Origin of the sequence: Achromobacter sp. SIMBA_011 (assembly GCF_046535435.1) — a bacterium.
Taxonomy (GTDB): Bacteria; Pseudomonadota; Gammaproteobacteria; order Burkholderiales; family Burkholderiaceae_B; genus Achromobacter; species Achromobacter dolens.
Genome location: NZ_JAWRWN010000284.1, coordinates 1 through 287, shown reverse-complemented (window position 1 = coordinate 287; position 287 = coordinate 1). Strand labels below are relative to the sequence as shown.

At 68.3% G+C, this 287-nt stretch carries 1 pseudogene; it reads left to right on the top strand.

Annotated features, from left to right (window positions below):
- Positions 1–287, top strand: a pseudogene (locus SB816_RS30965) (histidine kinase); the annotation flags it as partial.

The following is a 287-nucleotide window of genomic DNA, read 5'->3' as shown; positions in this document are numbered from 1 at the left end:
ATGCGCAGCTGAGGCAGCGAGACGGAACCGCGGACGAAGCCAGCCGGAAGATCGACGCGCATCTGGACCATCTCGCCGCGCACGTGCGGCAACTTACCGCCGACCTCAGGCCGCCGATGCTCGACGAGTTCGGGCTCGCCGCCACGCTCGAGTGGCTCGCGCAGGATCTGTTCGCCCGATACGGCGTGAAGATCGACACCGACCTCAGCGCGACCGTGGTGGACGATGCGGCCGCGTCGGTGCTTTATCGGATCGCACGCGATGCGCTCGAATCCGCGCGGCTGCGC